Source organism: Streptomyces sp. ME02-8801-2C, assembly GCF_033793965.1.
In the GTDB taxonomy this organism is placed as follows: Bacteria; Actinomycetota; Actinomycetes; order Streptomycetales; family Streptomycetaceae; genus Streptomyces.
Genome location: NZ_JARAXP010000009.1, coordinates 269,555 through 290,997 on the forward strand (window position 1 = coordinate 269,555; position 21,443 = coordinate 290,997).

Annotated in this window: 12 protein-coding genes; 8 read left to right on the top strand and 4 right to left on the bottom strand. The window is 70.0% G+C overall.

The window, feature by feature from the left end; translation table 11 throughout:
* Positions 1 to 17: 17 nt before the first annotated feature.
* Positions 18 to 2,912, bottom strand: coding sequence for a glycoside hydrolase family 3 C-terminal domain-containing protein (locus tag PV396_RS29730; RefSeq protein ID WP_319209887.1), 2,895 nt, complete (start codon positions 2,910 to 2,912; stop codon positions 18 to 20).
* 363 nt (positions 2,913 to 3,275) lie between these two features.
* Between PV396_RS29730 and PV396_RS29735 the strand changes: the two genes are divergently transcribed.
* The 7 genes from PV396_RS29735 to PV396_RS29765 all read left to right on the top strand — a co-directional run bounded on the left by PV396_RS29735 (position 3,276) and on the right by PV396_RS29765 (position 14,447).
* The gene (locus PV396_RS29735) at positions 3,276 to 4,955 is read left to right on the top strand and encodes an extracellular solute-binding protein (protein ID WP_319209889.1); all 1,680 of its coding nucleotides are present in this window, start codon (positions 3,276 to 3,278) and stop codon (positions 4,953 to 4,955) included.
* Positions 4,955 to 6,052 (top strand): ABC transporter permease, encoded by a 1,098-nt coding sequence (locus PV396_RS29740; protein ID WP_319209890.1) that lies wholly within the window; start codon positions 4,955 to 4,957, stop codon positions 6,050 to 6,052. Before PV396_RS29735 ends, PV396_RS29740 begins: the two co-directional genes overlap by 1 nt.
* Complete coding sequence (locus PV396_RS29745; RefSeq protein WP_319209891.1) at positions 6,049 to 6,975, top strand: carbohydrate ABC transporter permease; 927 nt, start codon at positions 6,049 to 6,051, stop codon at positions 6,973 to 6,975. Before PV396_RS29740 ends, PV396_RS29745 begins: the two co-directional genes overlap by 4 nt.
* A gap of 159 nt (positions 6,976 to 7,134) precedes the next feature.
* Complete coding sequence (locus PV396_RS29750; RefSeq protein WP_319209894.1) at positions 7,135 to 9,369, top strand: 1,4-beta-glucanase; 2,235 nt, start codon at positions 7,135 to 7,137, stop codon at positions 9,367 to 9,369.
* Entirely contained in the window at positions 9,369 to 11,333 is a 1,965-nt protein-coding gene (locus PV396_RS29755; protein ID WP_319209896.1) for a beta-galactosidase, read from the top strand. The genes PV396_RS29750 and PV396_RS29755 overlap by 1 nt, the downstream gene beginning before the upstream one ends.
* Positions 11,330 to 13,633 (top strand): glycosyl hydrolase family 95 catalytic domain-containing protein, encoded by a 2,304-nt coding sequence (locus PV396_RS29760; RefSeq protein ID WP_319209898.1) that lies wholly within the window; start codon positions 11,330 to 11,332, stop codon positions 13,631 to 13,633. The genes PV396_RS29755 and PV396_RS29760 overlap by 4 nt, the downstream gene beginning before the upstream one ends.
* A gap of 94 nt (positions 13,634 to 13,727) precedes the next feature.
* Entirely contained in the window at positions 13,728 to 14,447 is a 720-nt protein-coding gene (locus PV396_RS29765) for a GH12 family glycosyl hydrolase domain-containing protein (protein WP_319209900.1), read from the top strand.
* A gap of 37 nt (positions 14,448 to 14,484) precedes the next feature.
* Here the strand turns inward: PV396_RS29765 and PV396_RS29770 are convergent, their stop codons facing one another.
* From PV396_RS29770 to PV396_RS29780, 3 genes are all read right to left on the bottom strand, one after another.
* Positions 14,485 to 15,672, bottom strand: a complete 1,188-nt coding sequence (locus PV396_RS29770; RefSeq protein ID WP_319209902.1) for a sulfotransferase — start codon at positions 15,670 to 15,672, stop codon at positions 14,485 to 14,487.
* 174 nt (positions 15,673 to 15,846) lie between these two features.
* Entirely contained in the window at positions 15,847 to 17,898 is a 2,052-nt protein-coding gene (locus PV396_RS29775) for a glycoside hydrolase family 31 protein (RefSeq protein ID WP_319209904.1), read from the bottom strand.
* Positions 17,899 to 18,083: 185 nt separating this feature from the next.
* On the bottom strand, positions 18,084 to 19,097 hold the full coding sequence (locus tag PV396_RS29780) for a LacI family DNA-binding transcriptional regulator (protein ID WP_319209906.1): 1,014 nt from the start codon (positions 19,095 to 19,097) through the stop codon (positions 18,084 to 18,086).
* A 338-nt stretch (positions 19,098 to 19,435) separates the two neighbouring features.
* Here PV396_RS29780 and PV396_RS29785 point away from each other — a divergent pair, with 338 nt between their 5' ends.
* The gene (locus PV396_RS29785) at positions 19,436 to 21,415 is read left to right on the top strand and encodes an acyl-CoA dehydrogenase family protein (RefSeq protein WP_319209907.1); all 1,980 of its coding nucleotides are present in this window, start codon (positions 19,436 to 19,438) and stop codon (positions 21,413 to 21,415) included.
* The last annotated feature ends 28 nt before the right edge of the window (positions 21,416 to 21,443 follow it).

Sequence of the window (21,443 nt, forward strand, 5' to 3'; positions counted from 1 at the left end):
CCGACCGCTCCGGACCCTCAGCCGGAGAAGCCGACGCGCGCGAGCCGCAGTGGGCCGCGCAGCCTGAGGCGCACGTCGTGCACGCCGCCGTCGACGGTGAGCGAGGCCCGGACCGTCGTGTAGTCGTAGGGGCCCGCGGTCGGTGTCGGGGTGAGTACAGCCGCCGCTTCCTCCGCGCCGTCCAGGAGGACCTCGATCAGTCCCTTGCCCGCCACCTGGGCCGTGATCTCGGTGACGCCCGTCCCGAAGTCGCAGTCCCGGTAGAGCAGTTCGGCCTCGTTGCCGCCCGCCGGTGTCACCGCTTCGCCGGACACCTTCGTGAGGTCGACGATCTCGGCATCGCGCTGCTCGTCGAAGTCGGCTGCCGCCAGGCCCAGTCGGCGGACCGGGCGGGGGGAGGACGGAGTGCCGGTCAGCTGGACCGTCGTGCGCACGCGGGTGTCCTCGCTCGACGCGCCCACCAGTAGTTCGTACGCGCCCGGTGCGAGGCGGCGTCCGCCGATCGCCACGTCCCAGAACTCCAGGCGGCTGAGCGGGAGTTCGAAGGAAACCGTCGTCGACGCCCCCGGGGCGAGGGTGACGCGGCGGTGGGCCAGGAGTTCCCTGCGCGGGCGGGCGACCGGCGCCTTTGGCGCCTTCACGTACAGCTGCGCCACCTCGTCCGCCGTGACGTCCCCGGTGTTGGCGACCGTGAACGACACCCGCAGCGACTCGTCGTCCCGGGTCTCCGCCGTCAGATCGGCGTACGCGAACGACGCGTACGACAGGCCGTGGCCGAAGGGGAACAGGGGGGTGCCCTCGAAGTAGAGGTACGTCTGCCGGGAGCCGATGATGTCGTAGTCCAGCAGGTCGGGCAGGTCGGCGTCGTCGGCGTACCAGGTCTGCGGGAGGCGGCCCGCCGGGGAGACGTCGCCCGCCAGGACGCGGGCCAGCGCGGTGCCGGCCGCCTGGCCGCCGTGCGCGGTCCACAGGGCAGCCGGGGTGTCCGTGAGGTCCACGGCGTACGGGTACGCCGAGACCAGGGCCAGGACCGTCCGGGCATTCGCGGCGCGGGCCGCCTCCAGCAGGCGCCGCTGGTGGGCGGGCAGGCGCAGGGTCGTGCGGTCCTCGGTCTCGCGGCCGTTGATGTGCGGGTCGTTGCCCCCGACCACCACGACCACGTCCGCCCGGGCAGCCACTCTCTTCACCGATTCCTCACCACGTTCGGCGACGATCAGTTCGAAGATCTCCGGAGGGGCTTCGTTCCCGTCGGCAACCTTCACGCCGTCGGCGGCGACGCAGACGTGGCGCCCCGTACCCACGTGCCTGAGGAGGTGACGGTTGTCGTGCGATCCGTGCGATCCGCGGGACTCGCCGGCGGCCTCGTGGGGCTCCAGGCGGAACGTCTCCTGGACGACCCAGCCGCCCGGCTGGTCCGCCGATGCCCGTACGTGGCCGTCCTCGGCCACCGACAGATACCGGCCGTCGGGCGCCCGCAGCGTCAGCAGCCCCTCGCCCCAGTCGACCAGCGCGAACTCGGTTCCCTCGGAGTCGGCGGTGAGCGCCGGCAGGTCGGTGCGGCCGGCGAGCAGGGCCGGGTCGAGGGCGCCCTCGGCGCCCCGGGCGACGTCGGGCGCGTCCTCGGCGGGCGGTACGTGCAGGAACGTACCGGCCGACGTGCGCAGCCGTACCCGGTCCACACCCTCGGCGAACTCGACGTGCTCGGCGCCGAAGCGCTCGTACAGGCCCTCGAGCGGTGTCGAGCGGTGGATGAGGGTGCCGCTGTACCAGTCGGTCTTGCACTCGTCGGCGAGCAGACCGACCACCGCCACCCGGGTGCCGGGGGCCAGGGGGAGTGTGCCGCCGTCGTTCTTCAGCAGGACGACCGCCTGTTCCGCCGCCTCCTGGGCCAGGGCGCGGTGGGCCGGGGTGTCGAAGTCCGAGGTGCCGGCGTACGGGTCGTACTGCGGGTCGAACTCGCCCAGACGGAAGCGGACCGAGAGCTGGCGGCGGACCGCCCTGTCGATGTCCTCCTCCGTCAACAGGCCCTGGGCCAGGGCGCCTTGGAGACGGGCGACGATCTTCGAGCTGTCCGTGCCGTGGTCGGTGAAGCTGTCCACGCCGGCGATCAGCGCGGCGGCCGTCGCCTCCTCGTGGGTGTCGAAGTAGTGCTCCGAGTCGACCAGGTTGGAGGGCGCGGCGGCGTCCGAGCAGACCAGCAGGTCCTCGTCCGTCCAGGCGCGCAGGTGCTCCTCGAGGTGCGGCGAGACATGGTTGGGGCGGCCGTTGACCAGGTTGTACGCGGGCATCACCCCCGCCACCGCGCCCGCCTCGACCGTCTCGCGGAAGGCGCGCAGGTCGTACTCGTGCAGGACGCGCGGGCGGACCGAGGACGACGTGATGTCCCGGCCGGTCTCGTTGTTGTGGGCCAGCCAGTGCTTGAGGACCGGGGCCGTGCGCCAGTACGTGGGGTGGTCGCCGCGCAGGCCGCGGGTGTACGCGGTGGCGATCGCCGAGGTCAGCTTCGGATCCTCCGAGTAGCCCTCCTCGTTGCGGCCCCACAGGGGGTGGCGCAGCAGATTGACCGTGGGCGCCCAGACGTTGAGGCCGACGCGGTCGTCCCGAGCGCGCATCGCCCTGACCTCCTTGGACACCGCCTCGCCGACGCGCTGCACGAGCTCCTCGTTCCAGGTCGCGCCGAGGCCGACCGACTGCGGGAAGACGGTCGCCGGGCCCATCCAGGCAACTCCGTGCAGCGCCTCCTGGCCGGTGCGGAACGCGGCGACGCCGAGGCGCTCGACGGCGGGCGCGAACTGGTGCAGGAACGCGATGCGTTCGTCGAGGGTGAGGCGCGAGACAAGGTCGTCGATGCGCTTCGCGGTCGGCAGCTGCGGATCCCGGAATGGCGGCGAAGGCGGCGTTTGTGCGGTCACTTGGGGTTCCCTTTGCGATGGAGCGGCTCGGCACATTCGAAGCGCTTCGATGCTCATTCGACGTGGGGGTGGGTGTCAAGAGACCCACGCGCAACAACTCCGTTTCCTGCCCGTGATGTCGGGCCGCTTGCGGGGGTGGTTGGGACCGTTGTGCGAGGTCCGGCACTGCTGAGGAATCTTGGATCCGACCCTTGTGCGCCCTCAGGTGTTCACTTAACCTCGCAGCAACATCGAAGCGCTTCGACTACGGGTGAACCGTCGCAGTGGTCGGAGAAACGCTTCAGCTCAGCCAGATCCACTCAAGACACCACAGCCGACGGCCCCACCGCCGGGTGTCCTGGTGCGCCATGAAGGGTTGACGCAATGACGCCGAACGCCGCTTCCGCCTCCTCCGCTCCCAGCCGGAGAAGCTTCCTCGCCTCCACCGCGGTGGTCACCGCAGCGGTGGCGGGCGGGATGCCACTGCTCTCCGCCTGCGGCGGGTCGGACGGCGGATCGCAGGACGGGACCACCTCGGGCAAGGCCGCGGACAAGCTGCTGCCGGCGTTCGCCGCCAGCAAGGTCGCCCAGCCGGACCTTCCGTCGAAGAACGGCTCGGCAGCCGGTTACACCGGCAAGGTCGACCTCGCGGCCCTCGCCGACTCGGTCCCGGACAAGCTCGGCACCGGCGCCCCCATCAAGATCATGTCCCCCTTCTGGGGCTCGCCGCCGAAGGCCGGATGCGCCTACTACACGGCCCTCGACGCCGCGGCGGGCACGAAGATCACCTGGCAGAACCAGGACGGCAACACCTACGGTCAGAAGCTCGGCGCCGTCCTCGCCTCCAGTTCCATACCCGACATGGTGGTCGTGCCCGGCTGGGAACTGGTCGGCAAGATCGCGAACGCCGTCACCGCGAAGTTCATGGACCTCGGCCCCTACCTCGCGGGCGACAAGGTCAAGAAGTACCCGAACCTGGCCGCGATCCCGTCCGACGCCTGGCGCATGGGCATCTTCGGCGGTGCGCTGCGCGGCATCCCGATGCCGGCCGCGACCGCGAACTGGATCACGCCCCTGTACCGCAAGGACCTCTTCGACAAGAAGGGCTACTCGGTACCCAAGTCGCCCGACGAGTTCCTGAGCTGGGCCAAGGAGGCCACGAGCGCCAAGGCGAAGGTGTGGGCCTGCGGCGACATGACCTGGTCCGCGTGGAGCAACTTCGGTGTCCGCCCTTCCGGGACGCTCGGCTGGAACATCGGGGATGACGGCAAGTTGACCTACCGCCATGAGGTGCCCGAGTACCTCGAGGCCCTGGAGTGGGTCCGCAAGCTGTTCGACGCGGGTGTGGTCCACCCCGATGACAAGGCGCGCACGGGTGACGCCGGCCAGCGGTTCACCGCCGGACAGATCCTGGTCTGGAACACCAACATCGCCGACTGGTACGGGAAGGCCTCCGAGCAGGCCCAGTCCAACCCGGACCTCGAGATCGACGCCATCGACCTCTACGGCGCCGACGGCGGCGACCCGACGCTGTGGGCCTCCCAGCCCGCCACCATCTGGTCGCTGATCCGCAAGGGCGCCTCGAAGGCCACGATCGAGAACGCGCTGGCCGCCGCCAACTTCTCGGCCGCGCCGTACGGCACCAAGGAGCGGATGCTCGTCGACTACGGCGTCGAGGGCACCCACTACACCGTCAAGGACGGCATCCCGGTCAAGAACGACCTCGGCAACTCCGAGGTGCTCAACGCCTGGGTGATGCTGGCCGCGCCGGCCGCCTACTTCGCCCACCCCGACTTCCCCGATGTCGCCCGCAAGCAGGTCGAGTGGCAGCAGCGGAACGGCGCCTTCATGAAGAAGACGTCCACCTTCGGCATGAACATCGTCGAGCCGACCCGCTGGGCGAACCTCTCCAGCCAGTTCGAGCAGCTGGAGATCGACTTCGTACGCGGCAACCGCAAGCTGTCGGACGTACAGGCCGCCATCTCCACCTGGAAGTCCTCCGGTGGTGACCAGCTGCGCGACTGGTACAAGAAGCTCATCGACCAGAACGGCAGCGGCAACTGATGTCTCTCACGGCGGGGAGCAGGCCCGACGGGACTCGTTCCTCCGCGGCCGTCGAGGAACCGACGGCCGCGGTCGCCGCGGAGTCGGCGACGGGACGGGGCTCGCGCAGGACGCTCGCGGCAGGCAGGGCTGGTACGACAGGCAAAGCCGGTAAGGCAGGGAAGGCGGGCAAGATCCCCTGGCGGGTCCGGCTGCGCCGCGACCGCGCGCTCATCCTGATGACGCTGCCCGTCATCTGCCTGCTCGTGGTCTTCAACTACGTTCCGCTGCTCGGCAACATCGTCGCCTTCCAGGACTACGACCCGTACATCTCCACCAACGGCGTCACCGCGATCTTCCACAGTCCCTGGGTGGGTGTGGAGCAGTTCTCGCGGATGGTGGACGACCCGTTGTTCTGGGACGCGGTCAAGAACACGATCCTGCTCTTCGCGCTCCAGCTTGTGCTGTTCTTCCCGGTCCCCATCGCCCTCGCGCTGCTCATCAACAGCGTGGTCCGGCCCCGGGTCCGGGCCGTGGCACAGGCGATCATGTACCTGCCGCACTTCTTCTCGTGGGTCCTCGTGGTCACCGTCTTCCAGCAGATCTTCGGAGGCGCGGGCATCATCGCCCAGACCCTGGAGGACCACGGGTGGACCGGGTTCGACCTGATGACCAACGCGGACCTCTTCAAGTACCTGGTCACCGCGCAGGCCGTCTGGAAGGACGCCGGCTGGGGGATCATCGTCTTCCTCGCCGCGCTGGCCGCCGTCAGCACCGACCTGTACGAGGCCGCCGCCATGGACGGCGCGGGACGCTGGCGCCGCATGTGGCACGTGACGCTGCCCGCGTTGCGCCCGGTGATCGCGCTGCTGCTGGTCCTGCGGGTGGGCGACGCGCTGAGCGTCGGCTTCGAGCAGTTCCTGCTCCAGCGGGACGCGGTCGGCGTGGGGGCCAGCGAGGTCCTCGACACCTACGTGTGGAACATGGGTATCCAGAACGGCGACTTCAGCTACGCGGCCGCGGTCGGCCTCGTCAAGGGAGCCATCGGAGTGTGTCTCGTCCTGGCCGCGAACAAGTTCGCGCACCTGCTGGGCGAGCAGGGGGTGTACAAGAAGTGAGCCTCAACACGCAGCTCGTCCGCAGTCTCCGGGCTCCCGCCCGCCCCGTGTGGGAGGAGGCGCCGAGCAAGGTCGGCCTCACCGCCAAGGGCGGCTTCCTCGCGCTCTGCTGTCTGGGCGTGCTCGGCCCGCTGTGGATCGTGATCGTCACCAGCCTCTCCCCGAAACCGGTGATCGACCGGGTCGGCGGGCTCGTCGTGATCCCCCAGGGCATCACCTTCGTCAACTACACGGAACTGCTCAGCGGCGGCCAGGTCAGCCGGGCGATCATGGTCTCGGTCGGAGTCACGCTTCTCGGCACGCTGTTCTCGATGGCGGTGTCGGTGCTCGCGGCCTACGGGCTGTCCCGGCCGGGCAGCTTTGGCCACCGGTTCTTCCTGCTGACCATGATGGCGACCATGTTCTTCGGGGCCGGCCTCATCCCGACGTACCTTCTGGTGCAGACGCTGGGCCTCACCGACACCTATCTGTCGCTGATCCTGCCCAGCGCGGTCAGCGTCTTCAACATCCTTGTCCTGCGGGCCTTCTTCATGGGGATCTCGCCCGAGCTCACCGAGTCCGCGCGGATCGACGGGGCGGGGGATCTGCGGATCCTGCTGACCATCATCATGCCGCTGTCCCGGGCGGTGCTGGCCGTGATCTCCCTGTTCTACGCGGTCGGGTACTGGAGCGCCTGGTTCAACGCGTCCATCTACCTGAGTGATCAGGACATGATGCCGTTGCAGAACGTGCTCATCCAGCTCGTCCAGAAGAACACGGCGAACCCCACGGGACTCCAACAGGCGGTGCGCACCGGGCAGTTGTCGGCGCTGGGGCTGCAGATGGCCGTGATGGTCCTCGCGCTGATCCCTGTCGCGGTGGCGTCGCCGTTCGTCCAGCGCCACTTCAAGAAGGGGATGCTGACCGGCGCGATCAAGGGCTGACGTCCAGGGTTCGCCGTGCGGGGTGCCTCTTGCGGGCTGATGGCGGCCGCGGGGCCGTTGTGGTCGAGCGCGCCCACGCGGCGGAGCCGCAAATGTCACCGCCCCGCGCCCCTTCAGGGCGCTTCTTCCTCCCCCCTTTTTTCAAGATCGAGGTAAGTCATGTCTTCGTCCCGTCCGAGTAGACGTGCCGTTCTTGCCGGTTCGGCCGCTGTCGCCGCGGTGTCCGTCGTGTCTCTCTCCGGTACGGCGGCCCGGGCGGCCACCTCCGCCGAGGCCACGGCCCCCGCCTACCGCTGGCGCACCGCCGTCATCGGCGGCACCGGATTCGTCACCGGAGTGCTCTTCCACCCCTCCGTACGGGGCCTCGCCTACGCCCGTACCGACATCGGCGGCGCCTACCGCTGGGACGAGCGAGCCGCGCGCTGGACGCCGCTCACCGATCACCTCGGGTGGGACGACTGGAACCTCCTCGGGGTGGAGGCGATCGCCGTCGACCCCGCCCACCCGAACCGCGTCTACCTGTCCCTCGGCACCTACGCCCAGTCGTGGGCCGGAAACGGCGCCGTCCTGCGCTCCGAGGACCGGGGCGCGACCTGGGCCCGTACCGACCTGACCGTGAAGCTCGGCGCCAACGAGGAAGGGCGAGGCACCGGCGAACGGCTCCTCGTCGACCCGCGCGACAGTGACACCCTGTGGCTGGGCACCCGGCACGACGGACTGCTCAGGTCCACCGACCGGGGCGCCACCTGGGCACCCGCGAGCACCTTCCCGGCCACCCCGAGCGCGAGCGGCCAGGGCGTCACCTTCCTGGTCGCGGCCGGCCGCACCGTCTACGCCGGGTGGGGCGACGGCGACGGCAACGGCACCGCCGGTACGGCCAACCTGTACCGCACCTCCGACGGCACGACCTGGGAAGCCGTACCCGGACAGCCCGTCGGCGCCACCACCGCCAAGGTCCCGATCCGCGCCGCCTACGACCACCACACCCGCGACCTGTACGTGACGTACGGCAACGCGCCCGGGCCCAACGGCCAGTCGGACGGCAGCGTGCACAGGCTGCGCACCACGACCGGCCGCTGGACGGACGTGACCCCGGTCAGGCCGGGCGGGACGACCGCCGACGGCTCCGCCGACACCTTCGCCTACGGCGGAGTCGCCGTCGACGCCTGCCGGGCCGGCACCCTCGTCGTCTCGACCAACAACCGCTGGGCCGACATCGACACGGTCTTCCGCTCCACCAACGGCGGCCGTACCTGGACGTCCCTCAAGGACACCGCTGTGTTCGACGTGTCAGAGACCCCCTATCTCAAGTGGGGCGCCGCGGCGCCCAAGTTCGGCTGGTGGATCCAGGCCCTCGCCCTCGACCCCTACGACTCCCGCCACGTCGTGTACGGGACCGGCGCGACCCTCTACGGCACCCGCGACCTCAAGCACTGGGCCCCGCAGATCCGCGGCCTGGAGGAGACGTCCGTGCGCCAGCTGATCTCGCCCCCGGTCGGGGAGGCGCACCTGCTCAGCGGACTCGGGGACATCGGCGTGATGTACCACGAGCGGCTCACGGCGTCTCCGTCGCGCGGCATGGCGTCGAACCCCGTGTTCGGGTCGGCGACGGGACTCGCACAGGCCGCGGCCAAGCCGTCGTACGTCGTCCGTACAGGGTGGGGCGACAACGGCAACGGCGCCTTCTCGAACGACGGCGGGCGGAGCTGGGCGCCCTTCGCCGCACAGCCCGACATCGCCAAGAACGCACCGGGGCCGATCGCCACCAACGCCGACGGCAGCGTGCTGCTGTGGACCTTCGTGCACTGGGACGGCACGAAGTACCCAGCCCACCGCTCCACGGACAACGGCACGACCTGGTCCGAGATCTCCTCCGTTCCGAAGGGCGCCACGCCGGTCGCCGACCCGGCCGACCCGACGCTCTTCTACGCATACGACACCGACACAGGAACGCTATACGCCAGCACTGACAGTGGCCTTTCGTTCACGGCGCGTGCGGGCGGGCTGCCCGCTGGGGACAGCCAGTTCGAGCTGGTCGCGGCGCCGGGGAGGTCCGGTGACCTGTGGCTGAGCGTCAAGTGGAACGGGCTTTACCGGTCCACCGACGGCGGGGCCACCTTCACAAAGGTGGCCAGCTGCTGGGCGTCGTACACGCTCGGCTTCGGCCGCGCGGCCGAGGGCGCCGCCTACCCCGCCGTCTACATGGTGGGCTCCACCGACACCATCACCGCCGTCCACCGCTCCGACGACGAGGCGAAGACCTGGACACGGATCAACGACGACGCCCATCAGTGGGGCTGGACCGGCGAAGTGATCACCGGCGACCCCCGTATCCACGGCCGCGTCTACCTCGCCACCAACGGGCGGGGTATCCAGTACGGGGATCCCGTCTGATGCCGGGGCTCGGCGACGCCACCCGGGGGCGGATCCTCTTCGGCGGCGACTACAACCCCGAACAATGGCCCGAGGAGACCTGGCACGAGGACGTCCGGCTGATGAAGGACGCCGGGGTCAACTCCGTCACGCTCGGCGTCTTCTCCTGGGCGAAGCTCGAACCCCGGCCCGGCGCACGGGAGTTCGGCTGGCTTGACCGGCTGATGGACCTCATGCACGACAACGGCATCGGCGTCGTCCTCGCCACGCCCACCTCCTCGCCGCCGCCCTGGATGGGCCGGCTGCACCCGGAGACCCTGCCCGTCGCCGAGGACGGGCGGATCGAATGGTGGGGCGGGCGCCAGCACTTCTCGCACTCCAGCGCCGTCTACCGCCGCTACGCCGCCGCCATCACCGAGGACCTGGCCGCCCGCTACGGCGGCCATCCCGCCCTCACCATGTGGCACATCAACAACGAGTACTGCACCTACGACTGGGGTGACGAGTCGGCCGCCGCGTTCCGCCGCTGGCTCCAGGACCGGTACGGCACACTCGAGGCCGTCAACGAGGCCTGGGGGACGGCGTTCTGGAGCCAGGGGTACGGCGACTGGTACGAGATCCTGCCGCCACGCCTCCCGCACTACATGCGCAATCCCGCCCAGGTGCTCGACTTCAAGCGGTTCACCTCCGACGCGCTCCTGGAGTGCTACCTCGCGGAACGCGACATCGTCCGCCGCCACACCCCGCACCTGCCGGTCACCACCAACTTCATGCCGATGTGGGTGGGTCAGGACGCCTGGCGCTGGGCCGAGGAGGAGGACGTCGTCTCCGTCGACCTCTACCCCGACCCGCGCGACCCGTTCGGCGCCCAACAGGGCGCGCTCGTACAGGACATGACCCGCTCCCAGGCACGCGGGCCGTGGATGCTGATGGAACAGGCGGCAGGTCCGGTCAACTGGCGTGGCGTCAACCACCCCAAACCGCGCGGCCTCAACCGTCTCTGGTCGCTCCAGGCGGTGGCGCGCGGTGCCGACGCGGTCTGCTACTTCCAGTGGCGGCAGTCCCGCCAGGGCGCCGAGAAGTTCCACTCCGGCATGGTCAGCCACGCCGGCGAGCACGGCCGCACCTACCAGGAGATCAAGCAGCTCGGCGCCGAACTGGCCGCCATCAGCACTGCGGTGACAAACAGTCACACCGCCAACCACATCGCCGTTCTCCATGACTGGCACGCCTGGTGGGGCGGCGCCCAGGAGGGGAGGCTCTCCTCCGAGGCGGACTACCCGCAGGTCGTACGGGCCTGGCACCGGGCCATGTGGGAAGCGCAGCTCGCGACGGACTTCGCCCATCCCGAGCACGACCTGTCGGCCTACCGGCTCGTCGTCGTACCGCAGCTGTATCTGCTCACGGACGCGGCGATCGACAATCTCCTCGCCTACGTACGCGGCGGCGGCACCCTCGTCTGCGGTTTCCTCACCGGCGTCGCCGACGAGGACGACCGGGTACGGCCCGGCGGCATGGACGCCCGGCTGCGCGGCCTCTTCGGACTGCGCACCCTGCACGAGTGGTGGCCGCTGGACGCGGGTGAGACGGTCGAAGTCGACGGCTTCCAGGGGCACTTGTGGTCCGAGGAACTCGAGGCCGACGACGCCGACGAAGTCACCCCCTACAAGGGCGGCGAACTCGACGGGCTGCCCGCGGTACTGCGCAAGGGGCGTGCCTGGTACCTCTCCACGCTCCCCGAACCCGACGCCCTGCGGGACCTCCTCGCCCGGATCGGCGCCGACGCGGGCGTCCGGCCGGTGCTGGACGCGCTGCCGGCCGGGGTCGAGGCGGTCCGGCGAGGCGAGCTGCTCTTCGTACTCAATCACGGCACCGATCCGGTGACCGTCCAAGTCCCCGGCGTGCACAGGGACTTGCTGACCGGTGACATCGTCATGGACGAGGTGTCGCTGGGCCGCTACGGGGTGGCGGTGCTGCAGCCATGACCGACGGACCCGTCCACGGAACCTGGGAACCATGTCCCGCGGCGCGCTGGGAGGACGGCTACCTGAGCGGCAACGGCCGCCATGGCGCCCTGGTTTTCGGCGCCCCGGACGGTGACCGTACCGTCGTCACACACCACACCCTGGTCCGCCCGAACGGCAGCGAACAAGCCCGCCCGCCCCAACTGGCGGACCAACTGGCCACCGTCCAGGACCGCTTGCTGGCCGGGGACACGACGGCCGCCGAAGGCTTCACCGACGGGCGGGAACTGCAGTGGGTGCAGCCCTTCCACCCGGCGTTCCAGGTGCGCCTGCGCGGCGGACCACCGACGGCGGAGGCCGGTGAATACCGCCGGTCCGTCGACTTCACCACCGGGGTCGTCGAGACGGAGTGCGAAGGGTGGCGCAGCCGGGTCTTCGTGTCCCGCGCGGACGACGTCATCGTCCAGTACGTCACGCTCGCCCCCCACCTCGCGCTCGACATCGACCTCGATCATCGACTTCCCAACGCCCCAGTCGAGTTGGGCGTCGGCCAGAGTGTGGTGCGCACCCCCGAGGGCGCCCTGATCACCCTCCGTGTCCGTTACCCGGGCAGTGACCGCGCGTACACCGGCGTGACCCTCGTCGTCCCGACGGGCGGTACCACCACCCTCGTCCCGCCCGGCGTCAGGGCGGAGGGCGCGGAGTCCGTGCTGCTGCTGACCCGGGTCGTCCGCCACATCGGCGAACGGGACACGGCAGAGGACGCCCGAACCCTGCGGGGACTGCTGTCGGACGCGGAGGGCGACGAGCGCCCGCGGTCGGACGACGGCGAACCCGGGTCGGGCGACGGTGAAGCCCGGTCGGGCGAGCGGACGTACGACCGGCTCCTCGCCCGCCACATCCCCCTCCACCGCACCGCCTACCACCGCGTCACCCTCGACCTCGACGCCGAACAAGGCGAACGTGCCCTCCCCGGCACCGAGTTGCTCGCCCGGACGAAGAGCCCCGCGCTCCTGGAGCGCCTCTTCGCCGCCGGTCGCTACCACTTGCTCTCCGCCAGCGGAATGCTCCCGCCCCGGCTGCCCGGCCTGTGGACCGGCGACTGGAACACCGCCTGGTCCGGAGCGTTCACCACCAACGCCAACCTCAACCTCCAGACCGCGTCGGCGGTGGCCGGCGCCCTTCCTGAAGTCATCGAAGCGCAGGCATCTCTGATCGTCCGTCAGATCGACGACTGGCGGGAGAACGCCCGCGCGGTCTTCGGCGCCCGGGGCCTGGTCGCGCCCTCGCACACCGACGGCGAGTCGGGAGGCGCGTACCACTTCTCCCGCGAGTACCCGCTCCACCTCTGGACGGCCGGCGCCGACTGGCTGCTGAAACCGCTCGTCGACCACGACGAGACCGAAGGCGTCCGCGATCCGCGCACAGCCGCCCTGCTCGCCGAAGTCGCCCTGTTCTACGAGGACTTCCTCACCCGCACCGATGCCGACGGCAACCTCGTCGTCGTCCCCTCCTACTCACCGGAGAACCGTCCCGCAGGCGCGAGCTGGGGCGCGATCAACGCGGCCATGGACCTCTCGGCGGCAAGGCACGCCCTGCTCACAGCCGCCGAACACCACTCCGGAGACCCCGGAGACCCCGGAAACTCCGATCGGGTCGACCGCTGGCGGGCGTTGGCCGACCGCCTACCACCACACCGCGTCAACGCGGACGGCGCGCTCGCCGAATGGGCGTGGCCCGGCCTGGACGACACCTATGACCACCGACACCTCAGCCATCTCTACGGTGTCTGGCCGCTCGACGAGATCAACCCCTACGACACCCCCGACCTCGCCGTCGCCGCTCACCGTGCGCTCCAACTCCGGGGCGCCGAGAACGACTCGGCGCACGGCCACCTGCACCACGCGCTGATCGCGGCCCGCCTCCGCGACGGCGAACGGGTCACCCACGCCCTCGGCCAGGTGCTCGACGGCGACTTCTTCCACGCCTCCCTGATGAGCGCCCACTACCCCGGGCGGGACGTCTACAACGCGGACGCCGCCCACGCCCTGCCCGCGGTGCTCATCGAGGCGCTCATCCAGTCGACCCCCGACCGACTGGTCCTCCTTCCGGCGCTCCCGGCGACCTGGCCCTCGGGCCGACTCCGGGGCGTACGGACGAGGTTCGGCGCGGAGGTCGACCTCGACTGGGGGCCGGGGCGGGGCCGGGCCGTCGTACGACCCACCCGAACCCACCGGATCGACCTCAGGACTTCCTCCGGCGCACGCCCGTTCGATCTCGTCGCCGGAGAAGACCGCGTTCTCGACCTGGGACCGCGGTAATCCCACCGAGGAACAGCGCGACAGACAACAGCACACGACCCCCCACTCGCAATCCCCACAAAGGCATTTCCCCCCACCCTTGGAAGGAACCCCCATGGCAACACGCACCCGCATGCTGAGCCGGATCACCAAGGCCATGCTGGCCCCCGCTCTGGCGCTCGGCGTCACCGTCGGTGTCGCCTCCGCCCCCGCCTCGGCCGCCGTCTGGAACACCTGCGACCAGTACGGCAACACGAGTCTGAACGGCTACACCCTCTACAACAACATCTGGGGCTCCGGCGCCGGCAGCCAGTGCTTCTGGGCCAACTCCGGTACCAACTGGGGTGTTTGGGCGAACCACCCGAACACCGGCGGCATCAAGTCGTACCCCAACTCCAAGAAGGTGATCAACAAGTCGATCACCTCGCTCGGTTCGCTCACCAGCAACTACAACGTCACGGTCCCGTCGTCCGGCGCGTACAACACGTCGTACGACATCTGGGACACCGACTACGACTACGAGATCATGCTCTGGGTCAACAAGACCGGAGCCGTCGGCCCGCTCGGCACCTCGCAGGGCAATGTGACGCTGGGCGGGCACACCTGGACCGTCTACAAGGGCAACAACGGTGCGAACGAGGTCTTCTCGTTCGTCCGCACCTCCAACTCGACGTCCGGCTCCGTCAACATCCTCCCGATCCTCAAGTGGATCAAGGACACCAAGGGCTGGTTCGGCAACGAGACCATCGGGGACGTCCAGTTCGGGTTCGAGATCACCTCGTCCTCCGGCGGTCTGGACTTCGCCACCAACAGCCTGACGGTCAGCAGCAGCTGACGCGGGAGTACCGACGGGCCGGGGCCTGCCGCGCCGTTCAGGCGCGGTCGACCTCGGCCCGCAGGGCGTTGTAGTCGGCGAAGGCCGCCTCGACGTCGTCCCTGGTCAGGCCGTAGCGGGCCAGGTCGTAGCGGTGGGGGCGGCTGCCCCTGAGGTGGGTGGAGACCGTCGGCAGCCGGGCGGCGTCGGCCTCGGTCCAGTGGGCGCCGACGGCGTCGTAGAGCTTCGGCGCACCCGCGGCCGGGTCGGAGCCGAGCCAGGAGTAGGGCACGTCCACCAGCGCCTCGCGGGGGAAGCCGGCCCGGGCCGCGAGTCCGCGCCGTACCGAGCGGCTGAGCAGGTCGAGCCAGGTGGCGCCGAGGGCGGGCAGGTCGACCGTGCGCCGGGAGAGGACCATTCCGCACTCGACCAGGCTGCAGAACGAGGCGACGGCGGTCGCCGGGTCGCGGTGGGTCCACACGAGCGTGGCATCGGGGAACACGGTGAGCAGGGCGTCGAGATTCCCCGTGTGCATGGGCGACTTGAGGATCCAGCGGCGCCGGGACCGACCGTACTGGAGTACCTGGAAGCACTCCTTGAGATGGCGGTAGTCGGGGACGAAGTCCCGCTCGAACTGCCGGGCGTGGTACTCGGGCAGACGGGCCTGCGACAGGGGCACCAGGGCGTGCGGTAGAAGGAACGTGCACTCCTCCGGGCCCTCGGCGGTCATGGGGTGGATCTCGCGGAAGCGCGGGCTGAGCCGGTACGTGCCGTCGAGCATCCGGCGCGCGGACGTGATCGCCTTCTGCCGCTGCTGGGGCGACGGTTCGAGGCCCGGGGCCAGCAACTCCCAAAGCCGGGGGCAGCGGTGCTCGTCGGAGAGGGACAGCACGCCGTGGGTGAGCGTGGTGGCGGTGCGCGGCAGGCCCACCACGAACACCGGCTTCTCGATGGGCTCCTGGACGATGGCGGGTTGCTCGGCGATCAGCCGCCGGATCCGGGCCCGGTTGGTGAGATGCCGGCGCACATGCGCCTGCGCCGACTGCCAGCCGATCGGCGACAGCTCCTCGTCGCCCGCCCACTCGACGAGCAACGGCCGAAAACTCTCGACGAACGCCTCGTCCCCCTCGGCCCCACCCGCCTTCCCGACGATCCGCTCAAACACCCGCTCAGGCTCACGCCGGGACCCCAAGGCGGGCCGCAGTAAAAGATTGGCGAACGTCAGGGCGAGGGGAACAGCAGACACGAAACAACTTCCTTTCCGGTGCGGAACAAGGCAGTTGAAGTATCCACGGCCCCCTCACCTCGGGACGGGGCCGGGCAGAAGCGCCCCGATAGGGGCGCGGGGAACTGCGCGACAAGCCACGAAGCACCCGCACCCACCCCCAAACCGAACCCCCCCGGAAGCCAACGGCAACCCCTACTCCGCGATAGGCAACCTCACCCCGTCCCGCAAAAACAACGGAATACGGTCGAGCGGCGCATCGACAGCGACCTCACCCCCGCCGTGATACACCTCACCGGTCCACGCATCCGTCCACCCCGCCCCGGCCGGCAACCGCACCGTCCGGCTCGTCGCCCCCGCCGACAGAACCGGCGCGACCAGCAGATCGGGCCCGAACAGATAGGCGTCGTCGACGGCCCACGCAGCCGGGTCGTCCGGGAACTCCAGGAACAGCGGCCGCATCACCGGCAGCCCCTCCTCGTGCGCCTCACGCATCACCCGCAGCACATACGGCTTCAACCGCTCCCGCAGCCGCACATACCGCTCCAGGATCGCGCCGGCCTCCTCCCCGTACGACCACACCTCGTTGGGCCCACCGGTCATGTCCGGCCCCAACGGCATCCCCGGGTCACGGAACCCGTGCAGCCGCATCAGTGGCGAGAACGCCCCGAACTGGAACCAGCGGACCATCACCTCCCGGTACGCCGGGTCGTCCGGGTCGCCCCCGTGGAACCCGCCGATGTCGGTGTTCCACCAGGGGATGCCGGACAGGGCGGTGTTGAGACCGGCCGCGATCTGGCGGCGCAGGGTCGGGAAGTCGACACCGATGTCACCGGACCACAGCGCGGCGCCGTAGCGCTGACTGCCCGCCCACGCCGAGCGGTTGAGGCTGATCACCTCGTCCTCGCCGGACGCGATCAGGCCCTCGTAGAAGGTGCGGGCGTTCTCGACCGGGTAGAGGTTGCCGACCTCCAGCCCCGGGCCCGCCCAGTAGCGCAGGTTCTCCGGGAAGCCCGGCTTCAGCTCCGGCTCGCAGGCGTCCAGCCAGAAGGCCGTGATGCCGTACGGGGCAAGGTAGTTGTCGCGGATCTTCGACCACACGAACTCGCGTGCCTCCGGGTTGGTGGCATCGTAGAACGCGACCTGGACGGTGGACGCGACGCCCTTGTCCGGCCAGTCGGCGTGTGCCATCGGACCGTACTGCGTGCCGATGAAGTAACCCCGCTGCTCCATGAGTTGGTGGTTCTCGGAGAGCGGTGACACCGAGGGCCAGACGGAGACGACGAGTTTGACGCCCATCTCCTCCAACTCGCGGACCATGGCGGCCGGGTCGGGCCACTCGGCCGGGTCGAACTTCCACTCGCCCAGATGCGTCCAGTGGAAGAAGTCGCACACGATGGCGCGCAACGGCAGCCCGCGCCGCTTGTACTCCCTTGCCACGTCGAGGAGTTCGTCCTGCGTGCGGTAGCGCAGCTTGCACTGCCAGAAGCCCGCCGCCCACTCCGGCAGCATCGGCGTACGTCCCGTCACCGCGCTGTAGCGCCGCTGGGCGTCGGCCGGCTGCCCGGCCGTGATCCAGTAGTCGATCTGCCGGGCCGAATCCGCCACCCAGCGCGTCCCGTTGCCCGCCAGCTCCACCCGCCCGATCGCCGGGCTGTTCCACAGCAGGGTGTAACCCCGGCTGGAGGTGAGCACCGGCACGGACACCTCGGCGTTGCGCTGCACCAGGTCCAGCACGACACCCTTCTGGTCGAACAGGCCGTGCTGGTGCTGGCCGAGCCCGTACAGCTTCTCGTCCTCGTAGGCGGCGAACCGCTGCTCCAGCCGGTGGTAGCCGTTGCCGACGGCCGTGTAGAGACGCGAGCCCGGCCACCAGAAGTGCGCCCGCTCCTCGGCGAGCAGTTCGGTCGCGTCCTCGGTGCGCAGGAAGCGGATGAGGCCCTCGGCACTCACCTCGACGGTCAGCGCCCCGACGGTCAACTGCCCCTGCCCGTCCTCGATCTTGACGGTGTACGGCGTCGACTCCGGCGCGTCGAGGAGGGCACCCGGCAGCCCTTCCAGGACGGGCCCGCCGAGCCGGGTCCTGACCCGGACCGCGTCCGGGCCCCAGGGCTCTATCCGTACGGTCTCCTGACGGCCGCTCCACTCCAGCGCGCCGTCCCGCTCACGGAACGTACCGACGGTGGGGGAGGACTGCGCGAGGCTGACCGTGCCAGACGGGGGCAGGGTTTCGGCGGGCTGGTTCACGTGGCGGCTCCTGAAGGAAGGAGTGGGGGGAGAGGAACCGAATCCGGCAAGGCTCTGCCGGACCGGGACAGGCAGGGGTCCCCAACGCCCGTCGGACATCCGGGAGTCGGGTGTGAGTGTGACTGTGAGTAGTGGTTGTGGGGTCGGACGGACGAACCGGGAGACAAGTGCGGGAGATGCGCGGATCAGGAAACGGCCGGCGCCGGGCCCGTGCTCGCCCGCACCGTCAACTCGGGTGCGATCAGCGCGACTTCGTCGCCGCCGTGCCCGTCGAGCTTCGCGATCAGCAATTCCACCGCACGGCGTCCCATCTCCTGCGCCGGAATGGCGACGGACGTCAGCCGCACCGAGGCCTGGGTGGCCACCTGGTCCGGGCAGACCGCGATGACCGACACGTCCTCCGGCACCGCGCGTCCCTGCTGGCGCAGCAGCGCGAGCAGGGGTTCGACCGCCGACTCGTTCTGCACGACGAACCCCGTGGTGCCCGGCCGTTCGTCGAAGATCCGGGCCAGGGTCACGGTCATCGCGTCGTACCCGCCCTCGCACGGCCGGTGCAGCACCCGCACCCCCAACTCCCTTGACCGGGACCGGAGTCCGTCGAGCGTGCGCTCGGCGAAACCGGTGTGCCGTTCGTAGACCGCGGGCGCCTCGCCGATGACGGCGATGTCGCGGTGCCCGAGCTTCGCGAGGTGCTCGGCGCACAACGCGCCCGTGGCCCCGAAGTCGAGGTCGACGCAGGTCAGGCCCTCGGTGGCGGCCGGCAGCCCGATGAGCACCGACGGCTGGTCCGTCCCGCGCAGCAACGGCAGCCGCCCGTCGTCGAGTTCGACGTCCATCAGGATCATCGCGTCGGCGAGCCCGCTGCCGGTCACCCGGCGCACGGCGTCGGGACCCTCCTCGCCGGTGAGCAGGAGCACGTCGTAGCCGTGCGTGCGGGCACTGGTGGCGACCGCGATGGCGATCTCCATCATCACGGGCACGTACATGTCCGTACGCAGCGGGACCATGAGGGCGATGATGTTGGAACGGTTGCTCGCCAGCGCCCGGGCGCCCGCGTTCGGGTGGTAGCCGAGCTGCTGGATGCTCTGCTCGACCCGCTGCCGGGTGCTCGCGGAGATGGACCGCTTGCCGCTGAGGACATAGCTCACCGTGCTCGCCGAGACTCCGGCGTGCTGCGCGACCTCGGCGAGAGTGACCATCCAGCTCTCCAAGCATGTGTGAAGCGCTTCGACAGTGCGCGTAACGGACAACAGTGACGGGTAACGGCGAGTGTGGGGTGGAACGACAGTATCCCCACCCGAGGTGGGTGTCCATATGTTGTCGAAGCGCTTCGACTAGGTTTCTCGGAGGTTTTTCGGCCAGGACGGCAACTTTCGCACCCCGTGTGGCCGCTGGGGAGTACCCGGGCGAATCCCTGCCCGGCCGGATGGCCGCACGAGGACTGGTGAGGTCGCCCGGAATCGGGTACCAACGATCGAGTAGCACCGATCAGTAACGCATGGTCCTCAAGATCCCGATTCGCGGCGAGGTGTGCCTCATGTCCGCAAGCCCAGTCAAACCCACCGTCGACCCCGCGGGCAAACCCCCCGCCGGTCCCCACACCAGGCCCACCGTCACCGAGCGGGAGGCCCGCCAGGTCGCGGAGGCCGCCCGGGAACAGGGCTGGCGAAAGCCCAGCTTCGCCAAGGAACTGTTCCTGGGCCGTTTCCGGCTCGACCTCATCCACCCGCACCCGCTGCCGCCCACCGAGGACGCACAGCGCGGCGAGGAGTTCCTCACCAGGCTGCGCGACTTCTGCGAGACGAAGATCGACGCGGCCCGGATCGAGCGCGAGGCCCGGATCCCCGACGAGGTGATCAACGGGCTCAAGGAGCTCGGCGCCCTCGGCATGAAGATCGACACCAAGTACGGCGGCCTCGGCCTCACCCAGGTGTACTACAACAAGGCGCTCGCCCTGGTCGGCTCCGCGAACCCGGCGCTCGGCGCGCTGCTCTCCGCCCATCAGTCGATCGGCGTACCGCAGCCGCTGAAAATCTTCGGCACCCAGGAACAGAAGGACGAGTTCCTTCCGCGCTGCGCCCGCACCGACATCTCCGCGTTCCTGCTGACGGAACCGGACGTCGGCTCCGACCCGGCCCGCCTCGCCACCACCGCGGTACCGGACGGCGACGACTACGTCCTCGACGGGGTCAAGCTCTGGACCACCAACGGAGTCGTCGCCGACCTGCTCGTCGTCATGGCCCGCGTACCGAAGTCCGAGGGCCACAAGGGCGGAATCACCGCGTTCGTCGTCGAGACCGCCTCCGAGGGCGTCACCGTCGAACACCGCAACGCCTTCATGGGCCTGCGCGGCCTGGAGAACGGCGTCACCCGCCTCCACCAGGTGCGCGTCCCCGCCGCCCACAGGATCGGCCCCGAGGGTGCCGGCCTCAAGATCGCCCTGACGACCCTGAACACGGGCCGCCTGTCACTGCCCGCGATGTGCGTGGGCGCCGGGAAGTGGTGCCTGAAGATCGCCCGGGAGTGGTCGGGCGTACGGGAGCAGTGGGGCAGGCCGGTCGCGCTGCACGAGGCGGTCGGCGCGAAGATCAGCTTCATCGCGGCCACCACCTTCGCGCTGGAGGCCGTCCTGGACCTGTCCTCCCAGATGGCCGACGAGAACCGCAACGACATCCGCATCGAGGCCGCCCTCGCCAAGCTGTACGGCTCCGAGATGGCCTGGCTGATGGCCGACGAACTCGTCCAGATCCGCGGCGGCCGCGGCTTCGAGACCGCCGAGTCGCTCGCCGCCCGCGGCGAACGGGCGGTCCCCGCCGAGCAGATGCTGCGTGACCTGAGGATCAACCGCATCTTCGAGGGCTCGACGGAGATCATGCACCTGCTGATCGCCCGCGAGGCGGTCGACGCCCATCTGACGGTCGCCGGCGACCTCATCGACCCCGACAAGTCCCTCTCGGACAAGGCGAGGGCAGGCGCGAACGCCGGGGTGTTCTACGCCAAGTGGCTGCCGAAGCTCGTCACCGGCGCGGGCCAACTGCCGAACTCCTACAGCGAGTTCAAGCACGAGGTCGACCTCTCGCCGCATCTGCGGTACGTCGAGCGCAGCGCCCGCAAGCTGGCCCGCTCCACCTTCTACGCCATGTCGCGCTGGCAGGGCCGGATGGAGACCAAGCAGGGCTTCCTGGGCCGGATCGTCGACATCGGCGCCGAACTGTTCGCGATGAGCGCGGCCTGCGTACGCGCCGAACTCCTGCGCACCCAGGGCCAGAACGGCCGCGAGGCCTACCAACTCGCCGACGTCTTCTGCCGCCAGGCCCGCGTCCGAGTCGAGGAACTCTTCGGCCGGCTGTGGAACAACACCGACGACGTCGACCGCACGGTGGTCAAGGGCGTCCTCGCCGGTACGTACACCTGGCTGGAGGAGGGCGTGGTCGACCTCTCGGGCGAGGGCCCCTGGATCGCGGACGCCACCCCCGGCCCGACCCACCACGAAAACGTCCACCGCCCCATCCGCTGAATCCGTGACACAGAACCCCGCGCCCCAA